Raw genomic sequence first — 18,620 nt, 5'->3', positions numbered from 1 at the left:
GCGCTGTGACCGGTGCGGCGCAGTGGGCACGCGGAGGGATGTCGATCGGATCCGTGCTCGACCTGCTGCGCCCCGACTTTCCCGACGTCACCATCTCCAAGATCCGCTTCCTGGAAGCGGAGGGCCTGATCCGGCCGGAGCGGACCCCTTCGGGGTACCGCAGATTCTCCGTGGCGGATGTGGAGCGGCTCCGGTTCGTGCTGACCGCGCAACGCGACCAGTACCTGCCGCTGAAGGTGATCAAGGAACAGCTCGAGGCAATCGACAGCGGTGCGGCGACGCTCGGCGTGCGGGAAGCCCGCGCCCGAGCGCACTCCGCCCGGTCCGGGGCGCCGGAGCCCGGATCGGGCGCGCCGGACGCCGAGCGGGCCGCGCCGGTTTCCGAACGTGGCGCGCGCCCGGTGGCCGCGCCGCGCAGGCTCGGCGTCGTGCCGAGCGAGGTCTCGCCGGACGATCTGCGGTTCGACCACGAAATCCGGGTCACCCGGGCTGATCTGCTCGCTCAGGCGGGAATCGACGATCAGTTCCTCAACGACCTGATCAGGGCGAACCTGATCACGCCGGGTCCGGCGGGGTATTTCGACGCCGACGCGGTGACGCTGGCCAAGACCGCGCGGGCGATGGCCGAATTCGGTTTGGAGGCACGGCATTTGCGTGCGTTCAAGCTCGCCGCCGACCGGGAGGCCGCGCTCGTGGCGCAGATCGTCGCCCCGATCGCGAAGAGTCGCGACGCGGACGCGCGCGCCCGTGCGGAGGAGACGGTGCGCGAGCTGGCCGCGCTGTCGCTGACCCTGCACACCTGTCTGGTGAAGTCCTCGGTCCGGGGCTCGCTGGGAGGTTGACTCCCCGGCGGCCTCCGGTCCGGAGGTTCGCCGAGCCGACACCGTGATTTCGGCGGTGCAGACGGATCGCTGGACCGGTGCGGGTTCGCCTAGACTCGTGGTACGGCGAGCTCTGCGGCGGTCATGCCGGGCCGGCGGCGAGTATGGGAGGCAGTGCGATGAGCGAAATGCGCGTGATCGGCATCCGTGTCGAGCAGCCACAGAACCAGCCCGTGCTGTTGCTCCGCGAAGTGGCGGGTGACCGGTATCTGCCGATCTGGATCGGGCAGGCCGAGGCGACTGCGATCGTCCTCGAGCAGGAGGGGGTGACCCCCATCCGCCCGTTGACGCACGACCTCATCAAGATCTTGATCACCGAGCTGGGGCACACCCTCAAAGAGGTCAGGATCGTGGATCTGCAAGAGGGCACCTTCTACGCGGACCTGGTCTTCGAGAACGACTTGCGCATCTCCGCGCGGCCGTCGGATTCGGTTGCGATCGCCTTGCGGGTCGGTTGCCCGATCCATGCCGAGGAGTCCGTGCTGGAGGAAGCCGGGCTGGTGATGCCGGACGAGCGCGAGGACGAGGTGGAGAAGTTCAAGGAGTTCCTCGAGTCGGTTTCTCCGGACGACTTCAAGGCGACCGATAGCTGAAGTAGAGGTCGAGACTTTTACCGCGCGTCGCGTTTGGCTCGATGACGCCGCTCCCTGGACAATCGTGGGGAGTAATCTCGACAGTTGGGCCACGTCCGTTTCGGCCGAATCCGCACCGATTCGGTCGGTGACGGAGCCGGGTCATCGATGAGGGCTGGGAATGCGTCGGCGAAGCAAGGGAGTGGTCAGTGGCAGAGCAATCGCAGGATGTGGTACAGCCAGGCCTGTTCCCCGACGACTCGGTACCTGACGATCTGGTCGGCTATCGCGTTCCCAGTGCGTGCCAGGTGGCCGGAATCACCTACCGGCAGCTCGACTATTGGGCGCGCACCGGTCTGGTGGTGCCCTCCATCCGGAGCGCGGCGGGTTCGGGGAGTCAGCGGCTGTACTCGTTCAAGGACATCCTGGTCCTGAAGATCGTCAAGCGGCTGCTCGACGCGGGCATCTCGCTGCAGAACATCCGGATCGCCGTCGATCATCTGCGCAGCCGCGGCGTGCAGGACCTCGCGGGGATCACCCTCTTCTCCGACGGCACGTCGGTCTACGAGTGCACCTCGGCCGAGGAGGTCGTCGATTTACTGCAGGGCGGACAGGGCGTCTTCGGCATCGCCGTCAGCGGCGCGATGCGCGAACTGACCGGCGCCATCGCGAATTTCCCCGCCGAACGCGCGTCGGCGATCACCGAACGCCCGGAGGACGAGCTGTCGTTCCGTCGTAAGGCGCGGATGAACCGTAAGACGGGCTAGCAATCGCCCGCTCAGTGCGAACACAATGAACAAAATGCTTTCACGGCCGGGTAAGGCTTGCCGCCTCCCGGCCGTGGTGTGTGACAGCGCCGTCGGCGGTGGGTGAAGGGCCGGCGGTGGCGAGAGGGGGGCGGCGTGCAAACAGGCGACATCACGGGGCTGGTCGGGCCGATCGGCCGGATCGACGCGTTCCCGACGGTCGATGAACTGAACGCGTTCGCCGACGCGCTGGCCGAACGGTATCCGGATCGGGTCTCGATCACCGAACTCGGACGGTCGCGCGGTGGCGATCCGATTCGCGAGGTGACGGTCGGCTTCGGCGACCGTCACATCCTGGTGTTCGGCAATCCGCATCCGAACGAGCCCATCGGCATGGCCACGATCCGCCACCTGCTCTGCCGGATGGCCGCCGACGACGCCGCGACCGTGGGCGCCACCTGGCATTTCCTGCTCTGCGTCGACCCGGACGGCACCCGGTTGAACGAAGGGTGGTTCGCCGGTCCGCACACCAGGACGAGCGTCGCGCGCGGCTTCTACCGGCCGCCAGCCGCCGAGCAACCGGAGTGGTGCTTCCCGACCGTGTGGCGCGGCAGGACGGTCGGCGTCCCGCTCCCGGAGACGAAGGCGATGATGTCGCTGATCGACCGCACCCAGCCCGCGCTGATCGCCTCGCTGCACAACGCGGAATTCGGCGGCGGGTTCTTCTACACCTCCGGCGGCGACCCGCGGTACTGGTCGGCGCTGACCGCTCGCCTGTCCGCCGCCGGCGTGCCGATCTACCACGGCGAACCCGACACCCCCGGTGCCCGCGCGCTGGCGCCGGGTGTCTTCGAACTGCCGCTGTTCGAGGAGATGGCCGATCTGCTCGCGGCGCAAGGCCTCGATTCGGTCGCCGCGCTGGGCGGGGGCGGCTGCCGGGACTACGCGGCGCGCTACGGCACGGCGATCCTCGTCTGCGAACTGCCGCTCTGGGTCGACTCGCGCATCGGCGACGGCTCGGCGGGCGACCGTGTACTGGGCGACCTGCTCGACGCCACCGCCGCCGACTATCACGCCATGGCCGAGGTCGCCTCCGGGGTGCTCGCTCGCGTCGACGGCCGATTGAGCGGCCGCAGCCCGTTCGAGCGGTCGGTGCGCGCGCTGATCGCGGGGCTGCCCGGTCTCGCGGTGAGCAGGCAGGCTGTGCCGGAGCGACACCGGATCGCCACCCGGGGCGAGATCTTCGTCGAACAGTACGACTGGACCGCGATGCTGCGCCTGCGGCTGGGTGGGATGCTGCTGCGGTTGCTGGAGGACGAATACCGGCGCGGCGCCGGGCCGGTGCTGGCCGCCGAACGCGACCGTTTCGCCGCGGTCTTCGATCGGTGGTGCGTCGACGTGGAGCAGAACGCGCCGGGCGTCGCGGTGCCGCTGGCGCGACTGGTCGGCATCCAAGCGGAATCGATCATGCTCGCCGCGACGAGGTTGCGCGCCGGGCTGCCGGTCTGACGGTGATGTCCGCCCGGTCCCACAGTGACCAGAACGACAGGACTCATCCGGGGTCCGATGGCGCGCTCCGGCGCGGCGTCGGCATAAACTGACGGTGCGTCGCCGCCGTGCGGGAGAGTCTCGGTCTCGAAACGAGTCCGAGCGCCGAAGGAGCAGCACCTCCCCGTCAATCTCTCAGGCAACCAGGACCGTGCGGGCTTCGGCGCCTCTGGAAAGCGGTGGCTTCGGGCTGCCCGCCCATGGGGAAAGGGTCTCGGCCACCGGTCGCGGCACCCGAATCTCTCAGGCGCCACGACAGAGGGGGAGGGCCGGTACCCGTCGACCACGCGGTCGACCCCGCCCGACCTTGGGAGCTGTTGTGACTCGCTCATTCGCCGACCGCCATATCGGACCCGACCGGGAAGAGATCGCCCGGATCCTGGACGTCGTCGGCGTGCCGTCGCTGGACGAGCTGGCCAGGCGGGCGCTTCCCGAGAGCATCATCGACGGCGACGGTCTGGCCGGGCTGCCCGCGGCGGGCACCGAGCACGAGGTGCTCGCCGAACTGGCCGCGCTCGCGGCCTCCGACACCGTGGCCACCTCGATGATCGGCCTCGGCTACTACGACACGCTGACCCCGCCGGTGCTGGTGCGCAACCTGCTCGAGAACCCGGCCTGGTACACCGCCTACACGCCCTACCAGCCCGAGATCAGCCAGGGCAGGCTCGAGGCCCTGCTCAATTTCCAGACCATGGTGGCGGAACTGACCGGCATGGACGTCGCCAACGCGTCCATGCTGGACGAGGCCACCGCCGCCGCCGAGGCGATGACGCTGCTGCGGCGCGCGGGCAAGAGCGCGTCCGCCCGGCTGGTCATCGACAGCGACCTGTTCCCGCAGACCAAGACGGTGCTCCAAACCCGAGCCGAGCCGCTGGGCCTGGAGATCGTCGAAGCCGACCTGGCCACCGGCGACCTGCCCGACGGCGAGTTCTTCGGCGTGCTGGCGCAGACCCCGGGAGCTTCCGGCCGCGTCGTCGACCTGACCGAGACGATCGCCGCGGCCCACGAGCGGGGCGCATTGGTCGCGGTCGGCGCCGACTTGCTGGCGATGACGCTGATCACGCCGCCCGGGGAGCAGGGCGCCGACGTGTGCTTCGGCACCACCCAGCGCTTCGGCGTCCCGCTCGGATTCGGTGGCCCGCACGCCGGGTATCTCGCGGTGCGTCAGGCGCAGGCCCGCCAGCTGCCGGGCCGTTTGGTCGGGGTCTCGGTGGACGCGGACGGCGCGGTCGCCTACCGGCTCGCTTTGCAGACCCGTGAGCAGCACATCCGTCGCGAGAAGGCGACCTCGAACATCTGCACCGCGCAGGTGCTGCTGGCCGTCGTCGCCGCGATGTACGCCTCCTACCACGGCGCCGACGGGTTGCGGGCGATCGCCCGCCGGGTGCACGGGCACGCCGCGGCGATCGCTGCCGGGCTCGACGGCGCTGTCGTGCACGACAGCTTCTTCGACACGGTGCTCGCGCACGTGCCGGGCGGTGCGGAAGCCGTTGTGGCGAAAGCGAAGTCGCGCGGCATCAACCTACGGCTGGTGGACGCCGACCATGTCGGCATCGCGTGCGACGAGGCGACCACCGGCGCGCATGTCGCGGCCGTGCTCGAATCCTTCGGTACCGCCGTGTCGCCCGAGCCGGGGACGCGGGCGCCGGTCGCGGCGATCGAGAACCGCACCTCGCGGTTCCTGACCCACCCCGCGTTCACGAAGTACCACACCGAGACGGCGATGCTGCGGTATCTGCGCTCGCTGTCCGACAAGGACATCGCGCTGGACCGCAGCATGATCCCGCTCGGCTCGTGCACCATGAAGCTCAACGCCACCGCCGAGATGGAGGCCATCACCTGGCCCGGCTTCGCTCGCGTGCATCCCTACGCGCCGGTCGAGGACGCGCCCGGCCTGCTGAAGGTGATCGCGGACCTGGAACGCTGGCTGTCGGACATCACCGGCTACGACTCGGTGAGCCTGCAGCCGAACGCGGGCAGCCAGGGCGAGTACGCCGGGCTGCTGGCCATCCGCCGGTATCACCTCGACCGCGGTGACACCCATCGCGACACCTGCCTCATCCCCTCCAGCGCGCACGGCACCAACGCGGCCTCGGCCGCCATGGCCGGGTTGCGCGTGGAGGTGGTGAAGTGCCGCGCCAACGGCGACGTCGACCTGGACGACCTGCGCGCCAAGATCGCCGATCACGCCGATCGCCTGGCCTGCATCATGATCACCTATCCCTCCACGCACGGCGTCTACGAGCACGAGATCGCCGAGTTGTGCGCGCTGGTGCACGACGCGGGCGGTCAGGTCTACGTGGACGGGGCGAATCTGAACGCGCTGGTCGGCCTCGCCCGGCCGGGCCGGTTCGGCGGCGACGTGAGCCACTTGAACCTGCACAAGACCTTCTGCATCCCGCACGGCGGCGGCGGTCCCGGCGTCGGGCCGGTCGCGGTGCGCGCGCACCTGGCGCGGTACCTGCCGGGCGATCCGCTGGAAGCGGGGTCGCACGCGGTGTCGGCCGCGAAGTACGGTTCGGCGTCGATCCTGCCGATCACCTGGGCCTATATCCGGATGATGGGCGCCGACGGACTGCGCAGGGCCACGCTGTCGGCGATCGCTTCGGCGAACTACATCGCGCGGCGGCTGGACGAGTACTTCCCGGTGCTCTACACCGGCGAGCACGGCATGGTGGCCCACGAGTGCATCCTGGATCTGCGTGAGATCACCAAGCAGACCGGTGTCACCGTCGATGACGTGGCAAAGCGCTTGGCGGACTACGGGTTCCACGCGCCGACCATGAGCTTCCCGGTGGCGGGCACGTTGATGGTGGAGCCCACCGAGAGCGAAAACCTCGCCGAACTCGACGATTTCATCGAGGCCATGATCGCCATCCGCGCGGAGATCGACCAGGTCGCCGCGGGCGTGTGGCCGGCGACCGACAACCCGTTGCGCGGCGCACCGCACACCGCCGCATCGCTGGTGGGGGATTGGAACCACCCCTACACCCGGGAAGTCGCGGTCTATCCGCGTGGGCTCGGGCATGCCAGGGCGAAGGTGTGGCCGCCGGTGCGCCGGATCGACGGCGCTTACGGCGACCGGAACCTTGTTTGCGCTTGCCCTCCCTTGGAGGCGTACGCGGACTGACCCCGCTTGCCCGCCCCCGCGGCAACCTTCACATCAATGTTCGCCGGTCCGGCCGGTCGATCGCGTCGCGCATGGACTCCCGGTCCGCGCTTCTCGAAACCGGTGTGCACACCGGCGGCCGGGGTGCGGTCCGGAGCGACGGCCGAGTAGGTGACGTCGACGCGGCTGGCACGCCCCGGATCGGGCTCTGTCGCCGGTCGGGTCGTTCTTCGAGGAGGGCCTGAAGCGCCGCGCGGAAACTTCGGTCCGGCGGCCGAGCGCGGCTACGGCGTGGTGAGCGCCTTGACGACCGCGGAGCCGAAGCTGATGTCGTCGGAGGTGGTCAGGCGGGTGTAATTTCCGCCGGTCTGCTGGGCCAGCGCCTGGAGAGTCTGGGTGCCGCTGCCGCCGAGCACGATCACGTCGACGCGCACCGGGCGGGTGCGGTCGGTGGCCGCGGTGATGTCGGCGGCCAGCTGGGGTCCGGTGACCGTGGAATCGTCGTCGGGTCCGTCGGTGATCAGCAGGACCGAGTTGGTCCGACCCGGCGTGTATCCGGCGACCGCGCTCTTGTATGCCGCGATGAGGGACGGATATGCCTGGTCGGATCGGCTCTCACCCGGGCGAACCGAGTTCAGCGCCGTAGCGATCTTCGTACGCTGGTCGGTGGTGAGCGGGGCGGTCGCGGCCGCCACCCGGTACGGGGTGGTGCCGTCGAGGTTCTTGCCGAAGGTCCACACACCGAGGCCGAAATCGGGCGGCATGACCGTCATCGTGGAGTTCAGCGCGGCGAGGACGTTCGCCAGCCGCGTCGTCGCGCCCTCGGCCGTGCCCATCGAGGCCGACACGTCGACCAGGACTGTCGATCGCACGCCGAGAACGGGATTCGCCAGCGTGTCCCGGACTTTGTCGAGCGCGGCACGCGACGAGACGGCCGTCGGGGTCTGCGGCGCGCTGCCGAAGCCCGCCGCGGCGAAGACCTGCGCCTGCTCGGGCTTGCGCAGATAGTCGGTGAACCGCCCGGCGATGAGGTTCTGGGTCTTGTCCACCCAGGCGCCGGACATCAACGCGGCCGGGTAGTCGGCCACCGGCGCCGCCCCGGCGGGCCGGAATCCGACGACGCCGGGCAGCCCTGTGAGTTGCTGTTCGGTAGCGGCAATCGCGTGCATGGGCGCGTCCTTGGCCGTGATCTCCGACAGCGCCGTCGTCTCGCCGGACGGTTCCGGGGCATCGCTGGCGAGTCCGGAGATCGCCGCGACCACCTGGCCGGACTGCGCCGCCTGCTCGCTGAGCGGCTCGGTGCCCGAGACGGCGGATCCGACCGCCACGGCCGCGGCCAGCGTGGCGTCACCCGAGGGCAGGGCCATCCGCAGCCCGCCCCAGCCGCTGAGCCCGATCTCGTCGAGCGAACCCTGCTGCAGTCGCGGCAGATCCGCCCAGGAGACCTCCGCCTGCTCCAGCGCGCGGTGCAGTTCCTCCGGCACCGCGAGCACGATCGGGCTCGCGGCGATGGGCACCGGCGTGCCCTCGATCAGACCGGGCACCCGCATGGACTCGATCGAGCGGGTCGAATCGGCGATCCACAGCGCAGGCTGCCGGCCGAGCGCCTGGTCCCACGGCTCGCCGCTGGTGAACGCGGCCACGATCGCCGAGGAGGGTTGCGCGGTCACCGCGACCCGCGCGCAGTGGTCACGCACTTTGGGCTGGGTGGCGTTGTAGCTGTCCGCGGCGGTCCGCACCTGCGCGGCGATGCTCGGATCGGCGGTCACGTAGAGCGTCGCGGGCCCTTCCACGCATTCGGCCGCGGCCGCGCTGTCCTGATCGGCCGCCCGGTCGCGCAACTGGAACCAGCCGACGACGGCCGCGGCCAGTAACACAATGGCAACCACCGCGATAACCGGACCTTTGCTGACGCCCCGGGACCTGGTTCCGCTGCGATGAGTGCCCACGCGCCCCAGTGTATGGTCACCGGCTCCGGGCAGCCTCGGCGAGGTTCCTCCTGACCAGGGGAAGGGTGGCGCCGCCGCGCCCGAAGGCGCGACGGCGGACCTCAGTGGCGAATCACTCGTCCGCGGTCGAACTCGAGCCCGCCCCAGACGCCGGACTGTCCGGTGCGCGCGGCGAAGTCGCCGCACGCGTCACGAATCGGGCAGCCGCCGCAGACTTCTCGCGCGTAGCCGAAGTCCTGCGACGGGTACGGGAACCAGGCTTCGTGGTTCGGGTCACCGCGGCAGGCCGCCCGGTGCCACCCTCGGGAGTCCGAGAGTGGGAGCAGGTCGGCCAGGGTCAACTCCGCCACGGCGGTGGTCTCGGTCCGCGTCATCACGATCTTCTCCTTTCTCGGGTGGTGGTCAGGTCGCGGCCAGTTGCTTCCAGATCCGCCGCTGCTGCCTGACCTGATGGGTGGGGGCCTTCGGCTCCCAGAGCAGGCGCATGCCCGCCTCCTCCGGGGTGCGGTCCGCCTTGACCGAGTTGCACGGCGCGCAGCAGGCGACGAGATTGCTCCAGGTGTTCGGCCCGCCTCGCGACCGCGGCCGGATGTGGTCCACGGTGCGCGCCCACCCCGCGCAGTAGCCGCACCGGTTGCGGTCGCGTCGCAGCACACCCGCGAGCGTGGCCCTGCTCTCGTCGTCGACCAGCGCGGTGTGCTCCAGGTAGACGTAGCGCAGCAGCCGAATCGTCTGTGGCAGAGCCAGTTCCACGTGCCGCGACCGGATCGGGAAGTGCGGCTCGCGGTCGGCGACCGACTCGGCGGCTCCGGCGACCAGCAGTACCACGGCCCGGTCGGCCTTGATCTCGTCGAGCGCCTCGTAGGAGGCGTTCAGGACGAGCACACCGGTGTGTATCCAGTTGTCGGCAGTCAACGCCGCCTGATCGGCGGCACGGCGGAACGTCATGGGGATCACCACGTTTCGTGCGGAATCGAGCGAAGGAGGACAGGAGCGCGGCGATCAGCCGTTGGCCTGGAGGCGGCTGACGTCCGGTTCGCCGTACGATGCGCGCATCGGCCTGCCCGACACACAGCCCGCGACCGACGAACGTGCCGTCTCGGCCTGCGTTCGTTTCGTCGTCTCCGGAATCACTGCCGCCCCTCCTCTCCACTGCTCGGCGACCACCTCGAGGCGGTGGTCGTTGTCGAAACACATGGTGGCACAGCGCCCCCGCCGTTGTCGGGTCATTTTCCGGCGGTGCTCGGCAGGAGGCTCCCCGGGATCAGACCGGGCGCAGTTCGGCGGCGCCGAAGGAGACGTTGAACCGGTCGCACCAGATCGCGACGCTGGTCAGCTGGGCCAGGTCGGCGTCGGCGGGCACGGGGTAGTTCTGGTTGCCCTGGTTGCCCTTGAGCTTGCCCAGGTCGGTGTGCGCTCCGTCGTCGAAGACGAACCACCCGTCGCGGCCCTCGCGCACCGGCGCGTCGGTGAGCCAGACGTGCAGGTCGGGGCCGTCGGAGGTGTCGAGGTCCCGCAATCGCAGGACGGTGTTGCCGTCGGGCAGGCGCAGGAGCACGACGGTGCCGGTGGTGGCGTGCTCGTGGGAGACGAACGTGCCCTCGGCGATGGCGCGCGGCTGGGGTGCCGCATCGCCGGGGCCGGGCGCCGGGGCGGCCGAGGGCGCCGCCTCCTGCACGGTGGTGTCGGTGAACAGCCGCCAGGGCTGGAACACCGCCAGTCCGGCGCCGAGGGCCACCACCAGCAGCACCGCGACGGTCCAGGTGATCGGCGATCGGGCGATCCTGCGTGCGGACACCATGGCATCTCCTCGGAGCGTCGTCGGGTGACCGCTGCGAGGCCGGTCACCGCGCAGGGCTTTTCGCCCCCATCGAATTATGGGGGCGAGCGGCGGCGGCGTTAACGGAACGGGCGGTGTCAGTCGATCGGGGAGTGCCCGAGCTGCACACGACCGGTGAACTGGGTCTGCTTCGCCCGCGGCAACAGGTGGAAAAGACAGCCGTGCACGTCGCGGTAGCGCATCTCCAGTTCACCGGCGCGGGAGTAGCCGAGTCCGCCGACGGTTTCCACGACCAGACGCACGGTGTGCACGAGCGCGTCCGCCGCGGCGGTCTTGCGGCCGGCGCTTTGCGCGCGTGCACCCGGTAACCGCCCGCCACCGGTTCGGCGCGGCCGTTGGAGCCGACCCAGTCGGAGGCGCGCCACGCGACGACGAGCGCGACCCCGCACTGCTGGTGTGGTGGATGCACACCCGCGTGGACACCTCGTCGTTCCCGGGTCGGCGCCACGTACTGGTGGTGCGGTTCACCGACGACCTGCGCCGCTTCTGGATCGTGGTCGAGGCAGGCGTGCCCTCGGTGTGCGACTCCGATCCCGGGTATCCCGTGGACGTCGTGATCAGCTCCGACGTCGCCTCGCTGTATCAGGTGTGGCTGGGGCGGCTTCCGCTGGCGCACGCGCTGCGGACGGGCCGCGTGGGGTTCACCGGCCCACCCGCGCTCACCCGCCGGATGCCGTCGGTGCTGCGGCTCAGTCCCGTCGCCGGATATGCCGACACCTCACACATCGGGGACGCCGCCAAGCGCGCGTCCTGAACTCCGGCGACATCCCCGCGTGCGCTCCGCTCAGAGGTTTCCGACGACGTGCTCGAGGCGCCGGGCGACCAGTTCCCGCGCCTTCTCCCGGAGTGCGGGCCGGTATCCGCTCGGGTACACCGGGTCGGCGGGGGCGTAGTCCTTCAGCACCTCCTTGGCCAGGGTGATCTTGTGCACCTCGGTGGGTCCGTCGGCCAGGGCCATCACCTCGGCGTAGCTGAGCATGTCGACGAACGGCAGGTCCTGGCTGACGCCGATCGCGCCGTGCAGGTGCAGCGCGCGCTGGGCGACGTCGTGCATCACTTTGGGCATGGCGACCTTGATGGCGGCGATGTCCTTGCGCACCTTCTTGTAGTCCTGCTCCTTGTCGATGCGCCAGGCCGTGCGCAGCACCAGCAGCCGGAACTGCTCCATCTCGATCCAACTGTCGGCGATGCGTTCCTGGGTCATCTGCAGCCCGGCCAGCGTGCCGCCGCGCATCGGGCGCGACACCGCCCGCTCGGCCATCATGTCGAACGCTCTGCGGACCATGGCGACCGTGCGCATCGCGTGGTGCACGCGGCCCCCGCCCAACCGGGTCTGCGCGACCACGAAGCCCGAACCTTCGGCGCCGAGCAGATGGTCCGCGGGGACGCGGACGTCGGTGAACCGCAGATGGCCCTCGTGCTCGCTGAAGCCGGCGACGTGGAAGTTCTTCACGATCTCCAGGCCGGGAGCGTCGGCGGGCACGATGAACATCGACATGCCCTGATACGGACTCACCTCCGGGTCGGTCACCACCATGACGATGTGGAACGCGGCGAACTGCGCGTTCGAGTTGAACCACTTCTCGCCGTTGATCACCCAGTGGTCGCCGTCGCGCACCGCGCGGGTACGGAACAGCGTCGGGTCGGCGCCGCCGGTCGGCTCGGTCATGACGTAGCACGAGCCGATCTCCCCGGCCAGCAGCGGTTCGAGGTAGGTCTTCTTCTGCTCCGGCGTGCCGTAGTGGGCGAGGATCTCCGCGTTCCCGGAATCCGGCGCCTGGCAACCGAATACCGACGGCGCCCACACCGACGTGCCGAGCACCTCGTTGAGCAGTGCGAGCTTCATCTGACCGTAGCCGCGGCCGCCGAGTTCCGGCCCGAGGTGGCAGGCCCACAGGCCCTGCTCCTTGACCTGCTCCTGCAGCGGTCGCAGCAGCGCCATGGCCTCGCGGTCGGTGCGGTCGTACGGATTGGGGTAGAGCAGATCCAGCGGCTCCACCTCGGACCTGACGAACTCCGCCGCCCAGTCCAGCTTCCGCTGGTACTCCGGGTCGGTCTCGAAATCCCAAGCCATGGTCAGCCTTTCGTGTCCCGCGCGGTGTCGGTCACCACGCCGTCGAGCAAAGTGGTCGTGAGGATGTCGGCGATCTCGGCCGGCGAGCGGTCGCCGTGCGGGCGGTACCAGAACGACACCATGTTCAGCATGCCGAGCGCGCTGTTGGTGACCACGTGGTCGTCGGTGCGCAGCGCCCCCTCGGCGTGACCGGCGTCGATGACCCGCTGCCAGCAGTGCTGGACCCGGTCGCGCAGGTCCTGCAGTTGCGCGGCGCGCTCGCCGGTGAGCGCGCCGACATCGCGCAGCTGGATGGCCACCTCACGCTGGTGGCGGATGATCAGCCGCACGTGACTGTGGATCAGCCCGCGCAGCTTGGTGACCGGATCGCCGGGGCCGTCGGCGATCTGTTCGGCCTCGGCCAGCATCCGCTGGATGTAGTCGCGCAGGATCTGCCACAGCAGGTCCTCCTTGGAACCGATGTGGTAGTACAGCGCGCCGCGCTGCACGTCGGCGCGCTCGCCGATCTCGGCGACGCCGGTGCCGTGGAAACCCTTCTCCGCGAACAGGTCGATCGCCGCGCGCACGATCCGCTCCCTGGTGTCGCTCGCCGTGGATTCCGCGGCGGGGGGCCGCCCCCTGCGGCGGGAAGGGGCGGTCATCTCGACGGGTCCAAGACGACTTTGCCCACCCCGTCGGCCCGTTCGGCGAACATCCGGTAGGCGGCGGGCCCTTCGGACATCGGGAGGTGGTGCGTGACCACGGCCTCGGGCCGCAGTCTGCCGCCCGCGGTGAGCTTCAGCAGCGCGGGCAGTTCGTACTGGATCGCGCACAGCCCGATGTGGAATTCGAGGTCCTTCACCTGCGCCGCCATCAGATGGAACGGATAGGCGCGGTTGTGGCTCACCCCGATCACGCTGACCCGGCCGCCGTGGCCGACCGCGCTGATCGCCAGCTTGATGGTTTCGTCGGCTCCGACCGCTTCGATCGCGACATCCGCTCCGCCGCCCAGCGTTTCGCGAATCGCCTGCTTCGGGTCGCCGGACTCGACGGGCTCGGCGCCCAAGTCGGCGGCGCGCTCGCGGCGTTCGGCGAGCAGGTCGACGCCGAGCACCCGCGCCGCGCCCATCGCGAAGGCGGACTGCACCGCCATGAGCCCCACCGGGCCGAGGCCGATCACCACCACGGTGTCGCCCGGCGCGATCCGGGCGCGCCGCGCCCCGTACCACGCGGTGGGCGCGTTGTCGGTGAGCACGACGGCGGCGGTGTCGCTCACCTCGTCGGGCAGCTTCGCCAGGTTCCCCGCGGCGTGCGGTACGGCGAGCAGCTCGGCTTGACATCCCGCCAGCGAGCCGCCGAGCCCATAGCAGGCGTCGACCGGGAGCGGGTGGCGCGCGCAGGCGGTGACGATCCCGGCTCGGCACTGCGGGCAGCTGTCGCAGCCCGCCGACGCGGCGACCAGCACGCGGTCGCCGACCGCGAACCCGCGGGTGTGCGGTCCCAGTTCGACGATCTCGCCGACCGCCTCGTGCCCGACGCCGTAACCGGCGCCCGCCACGAATCCGTGTCCGGCGTAGATGTGCAGATCGCTGCCGCAGATGCCGGCCGCGGTGACCCGGACGATCGCGCCGTCGGGGCCGGGTAGCACCGGATCGGGCTGTTCGTTGTAGCAGATCTGCTGTGGGCCTTCGTAGGTCAGAGCCTTCATCGCCAGCCTCCGTCCACCGCGAGGGTGGCGCCGGTGCAGAACGCGGAGGCGTCGGTGGCGAAGAACAGCGCCGCCCCGACCACCTCGCCGGGCTCGCCGACGCGGCGCAACGCGTTGTGCTTGGTCAGTTCGGTGCGCAGCTCGTCGGGCCACGCCGTGGCGATGTCGGTCTCGAAGGGGCCGCACTGGATCGTGTTGACCCGCACGTTCGGCGCGAACGTCTGCGCCAGGCCGCCGGTGAGGGCGTTGAGCCCGGCCTTGGCCGCGGAATAGGGGACCGCGAACGGCTCCGGCCGTGCCGCCTCGATCGAGGAGATATTGATGATCGAGCCGCCGCCGTCGGCTGCCATGCGGCTGCCGATCAGGGCCGACAGCCGGAACGGGCCTTTCAGATTGACGCCGATGACCTTGTCGAACAGCGCCTCGGTGACCTGGTCCAGGCTCGGGTACAGCGGCGAGAGGCCCGCGTTGTTCACCAGCACGTCGACCCGGCCGAACGCGCCGTAGACGGTCTCCACCAGTGCGTCGCACTGCGACCAGTCGCTGACGTTGCAGGCCACCGGCAGCGCCCGGCGGCCGAACCGCCGCGTCACCTCCTCGGCGAGCGCGGCGCACCCCTCCAGCTTGCGGCTGGCGATCACCACGTCCGCCCCCGCTTCGGCGAACGCGAGCACCATCTGTTTGCCCAGACCGCGACTGCCTCCGGTGACGACGGCGACCTTGTCGGTGAGTGACACCTGAACTCCTGCGTGGATCGAGAAATGTTCCGATCAGTACATTAAATCGGCCGCGGGTTACGATCAAGGGGCTGTCCGGCCGACCGCCGACGGCTCTACGACCCGCCGGGTGAAGACCCGCTCAGATCGGCGTGGCGGACAGATTCGGGCACAGGGCCGCACGACCCGGCGCGCGGTGGCACCACTACCCGCGGGTAACATGGCCTTGTTTTCCCACCCGGTTTCGCGGAAGTGAGGCAGTAGATGACAGAGCGGATTCAGGTCGGCGGGCTCCAGGTGGCACGCGTTCTCCACGAGTTCGTCGAGAACGAGGCGCTCCCCGGGACCGGCGTGGATTCCGCCGCGTTCTGGGCCGGGGCCGAGCAGGTCGTCAACGACCTCGCCCCACGCAATCGCGCCCTGCTGGCCGAACGCGACGAGATCCAGGGCAAGGTCGACGCCTGGCACGCCGAGCACCCCGGCGCGAAGTACGACAAGGCCGCCTACAAGAACTTCCTGACCGAGATCGGCTACCTGCGCCCCGAGCCCGCCGATTTCCGGATCACCACCCAGAACGTGGACGACGAGATCGCCGTCACCGCGGGCCCGCAGCTCGTGGTGCCGGTGATGAACGCCCGCTTCGCCATCAACGCCGCCAACGCGCGCTGGGGCTCGCTGTACGACGCGCTCTACGGCACCGACGCCATCCCCGAGGCGGGCGGCGCGGAGAAGGGCACCGGCTACAACAAGGTGCGCGGCGACAAGGTCATCGAGTGGGCGCGCAACTTCCTCGACGACTCGGTCACCCTGATCACCGGTTCGCACATCGGCTCGACGTCCTACAAGATCGTCGACGGCGAACTGGAGGTCGGCCTCGAGGACGGCACCAGCATCGGCCTGGCCGACGCCTCGCAACTGGTGGGCTACCTCGGCGACCCGGAGTCGCCGAGTTCGGTGCTGCTGAAGCACAACGGCCTGCACATCGAGATCCAGATCGACCCGCAGTCCCCGATCGGCAGCACCGACACCGCGGGTGTCAAGGACGTGGTGCTGGAGTCCGCGGTCACCACGATCATGGACTTCGAGGACTCGGTCGCCGCGGTCGACGCCGAGGACAAGGTGCTGTGCTACCACAACTGGCTCGGCCTGATGAAGGGTGACCTCGCCGAGAAGGTCAGCAAGGGCGAGAAGACCTTCACCCGCACCATGAACCCCGACCGCGTGTACACCGCGCTGGACGGCGGCGAACTGGTGCTGCACGGCCGTTCGCTGTTGTTCGTGCGCAACGTCGGTCACCTGATGACCTCCGACGCGATCCTCGACGCCGAGGGCAACGAGGTGCCCGAGGGCATCATGGACGGGCTGATCACCTCGCTGATCGCCAAGCACAGCCTGGCCGACGACGCGAAGCTGAAGAACAGCCGCACCGGCTCGGTCTACATCGTGAAGCCGAAGATGCACGGCCCCGACGAGGTCGCGTTCACCAACGAGCTGTTCGGCCGGATCGAGGACGTGCTCGGCCTGGAGCGCAACACGCTCAAGGTCGGCATCATGGACGAGGAGCGCCGGACCACGGTGAACCTGAAGGCCTGCATCCAGGCCGCCGCCGAGCGGGTGGTGTTCATCAACACCGGCTTCCTGGACCGCACCGGTGACGAGATCCACACCTCCATGGAGGCCGGGCCGATGGTCCGCAAGGCCGACATGAAGTCCCAGCAGTGGATCCTGTCCTACGAGGACTGGAACGTCGACACCGGTCTGGCGGCCGGCCTGCCCGGCAAGGCGCAGATCGGCAAGGGCATGTGGGCCATGCCGGACCTGATGGCCGACATGCTCACCCAGAAGGTCGGTCACCCGCGCGCGGGCGCCAACACCGCGTGGGTGCCCTCGCCGACCGCCGCCACCCTGCACGCGACGCACTACCACCTGGTCGACGTGTTCAAGCGGCAGCAGGAGATCGCCAAGGGCGGCCGCCGCGCCACCGTCGACGAGATTCTCGAGATCCCGCTTGCGGCCGAGCCGAACTGGACCGACGAGGAGAAGCGCCAGGAACTGGACAACAACTCCCAGTCCATCCTCGGCTACGTGGTGCGCTGGATCGACCAGGGCGTCGGCTGCTCCAAGGTGCCCGACATCAAGGACGTCGCGCTCATGGAAGACCGCGCGACCCTGCGCATCTCCAGCCAGCTGATGGCCAACTGGCTGCGCCACGGCGTCGTCACCGCCGACGAGGTGGTGGCGAGCCTGGAGCGGATGGCTCCGGTCGTGGACCGCCAGAACGCCGGTGACCCCAACTATCGGCCGATGGCTCCGGACTTCGCGGGCAGCATCGCCTTCCAGGCGGCCAAGGAGCTGATCCTGGAGGGCACCAAGCAGCCCAACGGCTACACCGAGCCCATCCTGCACCGCCGTCGCCGTGAGGCGAAGGCGCTGGCCTGCGTCTAGTCCGCGCGCTTCGCGAATCCCCCGGCTCGTCGGCCGGGGGATTCGCGCTTTCACGGGAGCGGGTGTTTCGATTCCCGTTTGTCGGTCCGTTACCCTGGGGGCCGCACGAGATCGTTCGATTTGTGAGGAAGATTCATGGGAAGCGTTGTGCTCGACATCGTGGCATTGCTCGCCAATCGCGCGGCGATGTTCTGGAATTGGATGGCCACCGGATCGGCGGGCTTCCCGCCGCTGTGAGCGTGCGGTACGCGATCTGCTTCGAGCGGTAGGGAATCCCCTGGTCAGGTGTCCTGGCCGGGGGATTTTCCGGTTCCGGCCGGAATCGGAAAGCGTTCCGTGTCGTTTGTTTTCACACTGGTGGGCTCGGCTGTTCACCGAGCACAAGTGATCCTCGGATCACCGGAATTCGATGCGCGGTGTCGTGCTCGACCACAACCGCGAGCATGCGGCTTTCGGAATTGACTCCGCGCCGCTTCGCGAGTTTTTCGGCTGTCTCGCGGTGGGCTGCCGGATCGTCGTGATCCGCACCGAGCGCGGCGATCCCGCGCGCGAAGCGCCGTCCCCTCGTATCTTGATCATGTGAACTCCGCAGGGCCCGTGCGCACACGGTCGCGTATTCCTCGTTGGTTCGTGCTGTGGATGGGGCTCCTGACCGCCCTGGTCACGCTCTGCTGCGCGGCGCTGTTCTGGCAACTCGCCGCGGAGGGCACGTTTCCGACCCTCGTCGTGCTGTGGGCGGTCCTCGGTGTGCTCGGTGTGCTCGCCGTCCTGTTCGGGTTGCTCGGCCTGCTGCGCTACCGGGCACTGTTCCACAGCCTCGCCTCGCCCGTGTTGATCGGCGTCCTGGTGGCATTGACGCTCTACGACGTCCCGGAGGACACCGGCTGGCGGCTCTCCCGCGGGATCCTCGAGGACCAAGCCGCCGACTGCGCCCACTCCGGCCACCGCACCCGCCTGGGCGTCTACACCATCACCTTCATCACGCCCCGTGACGGCGGCTGCCTGTTCTACACCCAGCGGGGCGACTCGAATACCGAAGGCTTCGCCTTCTTC

General features: G+C 69.6%; 18 protein-coding genes and 1 riboswitch. Of the genes, 9 read left to right on the top strand and 9 right to left on the bottom strand.

Going from position 1 to position 18,620, the window contains the following annotated elements:
* The first annotated feature begins 38 nt into the window (after positions 1 to 38).
* The 5 genes from ftsR (at position 39) to gcvP (ending at position 6,877) form a co-directional block, all read left to right on the top strand.
* Complete coding sequence (gene ftsR / locus HOV91_RS23645) at positions 39 to 842, top strand: transcriptional regulator FtsR (protein ID WP_174187589.1); 804 nt, start codon at positions 39 to 41, stop codon at positions 840 to 842.
* A gap of 158 nt (positions 843 to 1,000) precedes the next feature.
* Positions 1,001 to 1,474, top strand: a complete 474-nt coding sequence (locus tag HOV91_RS23640; protein ID WP_040866482.1) for a bifunctional nuclease family protein — start codon at positions 1,001 to 1,003, stop codon at positions 1,472 to 1,474.
* Between the two features lie 188 nt (positions 1,475 to 1,662).
* Positions 1,663 to 2,220, top strand: coding sequence for a MerR family transcriptional regulator (locus tag HOV91_RS23635; RefSeq protein ID WP_039797830.1), 558 nt, complete (start codon positions 1,663 to 1,665; stop codon positions 2,218 to 2,220).
* A gap of 135 nt (positions 2,221 to 2,355) precedes the next feature.
* A complete protein-coding gene (locus HOV91_RS23630; protein ID WP_174187588.1) occupies positions 2,356 to 3,708 on the top strand; it encodes a M14 family zinc carboxypeptidase in 1,353 nt (450 codons plus the stop codon).
* Between the two features lie 100 nt (positions 3,709 to 3,808).
* Positions 3,809 to 3,909: riboswitch (glycine riboswitch) on the top strand.
* A 157-nt stretch (positions 3,910 to 4,066) separates the two neighbouring features.
* The gene (gcvP, locus tag HOV91_RS23625) at positions 4,067 to 6,877 is read left to right on the top strand and encodes an aminomethyl-transferring glycine dehydrogenase (protein WP_174187587.1); all 2,811 of its coding nucleotides are present in this window, start codon (positions 4,067 to 4,069) and stop codon (positions 6,875 to 6,877) included.
* 263 nt (positions 6,878 to 7,140) lie between these two features.
* Here gcvP and HOV91_RS23620 read toward each other — a convergent pair whose 3' ends face one another.
* The 5 genes from HOV91_RS23620 to HOV91_RS23600 form a co-directional block, all read right to left on the bottom strand.
* Positions 7,141 to 8,745 (bottom strand): VWA domain-containing protein, encoded by a 1,605-nt coding sequence (locus HOV91_RS23620; RefSeq protein WP_174187586.1) that lies wholly within the window; start codon positions 8,743 to 8,745, stop codon positions 7,141 to 7,143.
* Between the two features lie 161 nt (positions 8,746 to 8,906).
* Positions 8,907 to 9,179 (bottom strand): WhiB family transcriptional regulator, encoded by a 273-nt coding sequence (locus HOV91_RS23615; RefSeq protein WP_174187614.1) that lies wholly within the window; start codon positions 9,177 to 9,179, stop codon positions 8,907 to 8,909.
* Between the two features lie 28 nt (positions 9,180 to 9,207).
* Positions 9,208 to 9,753: an HNH endonuclease gene (locus HOV91_RS23610; protein WP_174187585.1), complete on the bottom strand. Its 546-nt coding sequence runs from the start codon at positions 9,751 to 9,753 to the stop codon at positions 9,208 to 9,210.
* 316 nt (positions 9,754 to 10,069) lie between these two features.
* Complete coding sequence (locus HOV91_RS23605; RefSeq protein ID WP_174187584.1) at positions 10,070 to 10,606, bottom strand: DM13 domain-containing protein; 537 nt, start codon at positions 10,604 to 10,606, stop codon at positions 10,070 to 10,072.
* A 116-nt stretch (positions 10,607 to 10,722) separates the two neighbouring features.
* Complete coding sequence (locus tag HOV91_RS23600) at positions 10,723 to 10,896, bottom strand: hypothetical protein (RefSeq protein ID WP_246350631.1); 174 nt, start codon at positions 10,894 to 10,896, stop codon at positions 10,723 to 10,725.
* A 44-nt stretch (positions 10,897 to 10,940) separates the two neighbouring features.
* Between HOV91_RS23600 and HOV91_RS23595 the strand changes: the two genes are divergently transcribed.
* Positions 10,941 to 11,399: a hypothetical protein gene (locus HOV91_RS23595; protein ID WP_217441064.1), complete on the top strand. Its 459-nt coding sequence runs from the start codon at positions 10,941 to 10,943 to the stop codon at positions 11,397 to 11,399.
* A 30-nt stretch (positions 11,400 to 11,429) separates the two neighbouring features.
* Here HOV91_RS23595 and HOV91_RS23590 read toward each other — a convergent pair whose 3' ends face one another.
* The 4 genes from HOV91_RS23590 to HOV91_RS23575 are packed head-to-tail and all read right to left on the bottom strand — an operon-like array spanning position 11,430 to position 15,143.
* Positions 11,430 to 12,719, bottom strand: coding sequence for an acyl-CoA dehydrogenase family protein (locus HOV91_RS23590; protein WP_174187583.1), 1,290 nt, complete (start codon positions 12,717 to 12,719; stop codon positions 11,430 to 11,432).
* A 2-nt stretch (positions 12,720 to 12,721) separates the two neighbouring features.
* Entirely contained in the window at positions 12,722 to 13,360 is a 639-nt protein-coding gene (locus tag HOV91_RS23585) for a TetR/AcrR family transcriptional regulator (RefSeq protein ID WP_174187582.1), read from the bottom strand.
* Positions 13,357 to 14,406 (bottom strand): zinc-binding dehydrogenase, encoded by a 1,050-nt coding sequence (locus HOV91_RS23580; protein WP_174187581.1) that lies wholly within the window; start codon positions 14,404 to 14,406, stop codon positions 13,357 to 13,359. The genes HOV91_RS23585 and HOV91_RS23580 overlap by 4 nt, the downstream gene beginning before the upstream one ends.
* The gene (locus HOV91_RS23575) at positions 14,403 to 15,143 is read right to left on the bottom strand and encodes an SDR family NAD(P)-dependent oxidoreductase (protein WP_174187580.1); all 741 of its coding nucleotides are present in this window, start codon (positions 15,141 to 15,143) and stop codon (positions 14,403 to 14,405) included. The genes HOV91_RS23580 and HOV91_RS23575 overlap by 4 nt, the downstream gene beginning before the upstream one ends.
* 243 nt (positions 15,144 to 15,386) lie before the next feature.
* Between HOV91_RS23575 and HOV91_RS23570 the strand changes: the two genes are divergently transcribed.
* The 3 genes from HOV91_RS23570 to HOV91_RS23560 form a co-directional block, all read left to right on the top strand.
* Complete coding sequence (locus tag HOV91_RS23570) at positions 15,387 to 17,567, top strand: malate synthase G (protein ID WP_174187579.1); 2,181 nt, start codon at positions 15,387 to 15,389, stop codon at positions 17,565 to 17,567.
* 409 nt (positions 17,568 to 17,976) lie between these two features.
* Complete coding sequence (locus tag HOV91_RS23565) at positions 17,977 to 18,150, top strand: hypothetical protein (RefSeq protein ID WP_174187578.1); 174 nt, start codon at positions 17,977 to 17,979, stop codon at positions 18,148 to 18,150.
* A 56-nt stretch (positions 18,151 to 18,206) separates the two neighbouring features.
* The coding region (locus tag HOV91_RS23560; RefSeq protein ID WP_174187577.1) for a hypothetical protein at positions 18,207 to 18,620 on the top strand (414 nt) is incomplete at its 3' end.

The organism is Nocardia barduliensis, assembly GCF_013315795.1.
Lineage (GTDB): Bacteria > Actinomycetota > Actinomycetes > Mycobacteriales > Mycobacteriaceae > Nocardia > Nocardia barduliensis.
Note: the sequence above shows the minus strand (reverse complement) of the source record. Positions and strands in the feature narration are given on the sequence as shown.